The organism is Phenylobacterium sp., assembly GCF_031360265.1.
Lineage (GTDB): Bacteria > Pseudomonadota > Alphaproteobacteria > Caulobacterales > Caulobacteraceae > Phenylobacterium.
Window position 1 is genome coordinate 1 of sequence record NZ_JANMBF010000145.1, and the last position, 2,470, is coordinate 2,470.

A 2,470-nucleotide genomic window follows, 5' to 3' on the forward strand; every position below is an offset into this window, starting at 1 on the left:
CTGGACATGGGCGCGCTGATCGCCGGGGCCAAATACCGGGGCGAGTTCGAGGAGCGGCTGAAGGCCATCCTGAAGGAGATCGAATCGGCGGCAGGCGAGGTGATCCTGTTCATCGACGAGATGCACACCCTGGTGGGCGCCGGGAAGTCGGAAGGGGCCATGGACGCCTCCAACCTGCTGAAACCCGCCCTGGCCCGCGGCGAGCTGCACTGCGTGGGCGCCACGACGCTCGATGAGTACCGCAAGAACGTGGAGAAGGACGCCGCGCTGGCCCGCCGCTTCCAGCCGGTGTTCGTCAGCGAACCGACGGTGGAAGACACCATCTCCATCCTGCGCGGCCTGAAGGAGAAGTACGAACTGCACCATGGCGTGCGGATTTCCGACAGCGCCATTGTCGCGGCGGCCACCCTCTCCAATCGCTACATCGCCGACCGCTTCCTGCCCGACAAGGCCATCGACCTGATGGACGAGGCGGGCAGCCGCGTGCGCATGGCCGTCGACTCCAAGCCCGAGGAGCTGGACGAGATCGACCGGCGCGCGGTGCAGCTGAAGATCGAGCGCGAGGCCCTGACCAAGGAGACGGACGCCGCCTCCAAGGCCAGGCTGGAAAAGCTGGAAGACGAGCTCGACGAACTTGAAGGCCAGTCGGCCGAGATGACCGCCCGCTGGCGCTCGGAGAAGGAAAAGGTCTCCTCCGCCGCCCAGAGCCGCGAGGCCCTGGACCGTTTGCGCGCCGAACTGGTCTCCGCCCAGCGCCGGGGCGACCTGCAGCGCGCCTCGGAGATCGCCTATGGCGAAATCCCCGGGCTGGAAAAGCGCCTGGCCGCCGAGGAGGCCGGGGCCGAGGCCGACGCGGTCTCGCCCGAGGTGGTCGACGCCGAACAGATCGCCGCGGTGGTCTCGCGCTGGACCGGGGTGCCTGTGGAAAAGATGCTGGAGGGCGAGCGCGAGAAGCTGCTGGCCATGGAGGATGCGCTGCGCGCCCGCGTGGTCGGCCAGGAGGAGGCCCTGCTGGCGGTCTCCGACGCCGTGCGGCGTGCGCGGGCCGGTCTGCAGGACCCCAACCGGCCGATCGGCTCGTTCCTGTTCCTGGGTCCCACCGGGGTCGGCAAGACCGAACTGACCAAGGCGCTGGCCGAGTTCATGTTCGCCGACGAGGCGGCCATCACCCGCCTGGACATGAGCGAATACATGGAGAAGCACTCGGTCAGCCGGATGATCGGCGCGCCCCCCGGCTATGTGGGTTACGACGAGGGCGGGGCGCTGACCGAGGCGGTGCGCCGCCGGCCCTATCAGGTGCTGCTGTTCGACGAGGTCGAGAAGGCCCACCCGGACGTCTTCAACGTGCTGCTACAGGTGCTCGACGACGGCCGGCTGACCGACGGCCAGGGCCGCACCGTGGATTTCCGCAACACGATCATCGTCATGACCTCCAACCTGGGCTCGGAATTCCTGGCGACCCTGGACGAGGGCGAGGATGTGGAGACCGCGCGGCCCTCGGTGATGGCCGTGGTCCGCGGCCACTTCCGGCCGGAGTTCATGAACCGCATCGACGAGATCATCCTCTTCAAGCGGCTCGGCCGTGGCGCGATGGACGACATCGTCAAGATCCAGCTGAAGCGCTTCGAGAAGCTGCTGGCCGACCGGCGGATGTCAATCGCCCTGGACGCCGCGGCCATGCACTGGCTGGCCGAGCGCGGCTACGACCCGGTCTTCGGGGCCCGGCCGCTGAAGCGGGCGATCCAGAAGGAGCTGGTCGACCCCATCGCCCGCAAGCTGCTGGCCGGAGACCTGGAGGACGGGGCGGTGATCGATGTCTCAGCCAATGCCGACGGCCTGGTGATCGGCCGCGCGAAGGTGCACTGAGGCGGGCCGGGCGGACCCGGCGGCTTCAGAGTTCGAAATTGGTCACCCGGCCGCCGCGGGTGGTGATCCGGCGCATCAGGGCCATGTTCGGGCCGGCAGCGCCGGGGACCGGCTTGGCCATGGTCACCACGTACCAGCCGCCGTCGGCCAGGCCCGCGAAGCTGAAGCGGTCGGCGTTGTCGCAGATGGCGCGCTTCACATAGGGGCCGGAGTCGCCGGGCGGGGCCTGGCCGGTGCGGCCGCGCACCTCGTCGGCGGGCAGGGCGGCGCGCAGGTCGGATTTGTAGAGCACCATCATGCGGCGGCGCGACCAGGGCGTCTCGGGCGTCAGCACCACGGTCGCGCCCCGGCAGGTGTAGCGTGTCGGGCCGAGCCTGAAATTGACCGCGCCGACCAGCGCGTTGCGGCCCAGCGCCTGCGACCAGGCGAAGTCCGAGGCGCGGAAAGTCGTGTCTTCGACGGGCAGGGCGTGCGGGCGTCCCGGCGGCGGCGGACCCAGCGTCGGCGCACAGGCCGAAAGTACGCCCGCAAACGCGGCGGCGGCGAGGATACGAACGCGGTCGGCCATCCTCTCAGCCTATACGCCAATGCGGCCAAATCATGC

General features: G+C 69.5%; 2 protein-coding genes. One reads left to right on the forward strand and one right to left on the reverse strand.

Going from position 1 to position 2,470, the window contains the following annotated elements; translation table 11 throughout:
• The coding region (locus RMN86_RS13665) for an AAA family ATPase (RefSeq protein WP_309606403.1) at positions 1-1,866 on the forward strand (1,866 nt) is incomplete at its 5' end.
• A gap of 25 nt (positions 1,867-1,891) precedes the next feature.
• Here the strand turns inward: RMN86_RS13665 and RMN86_RS13670 are convergent.
• The gene (locus tag RMN86_RS13670; RefSeq protein ID WP_309606404.1) at positions 1,892-2,434 is read right to left on the reverse strand and encodes a hypothetical protein; all 543 of its coding nucleotides are present in this window, start codon (positions 2,432-2,434) and stop codon (positions 1,892-1,894) included.
• Positions 2,435-2,470 lie beyond the last annotated feature (36 nt).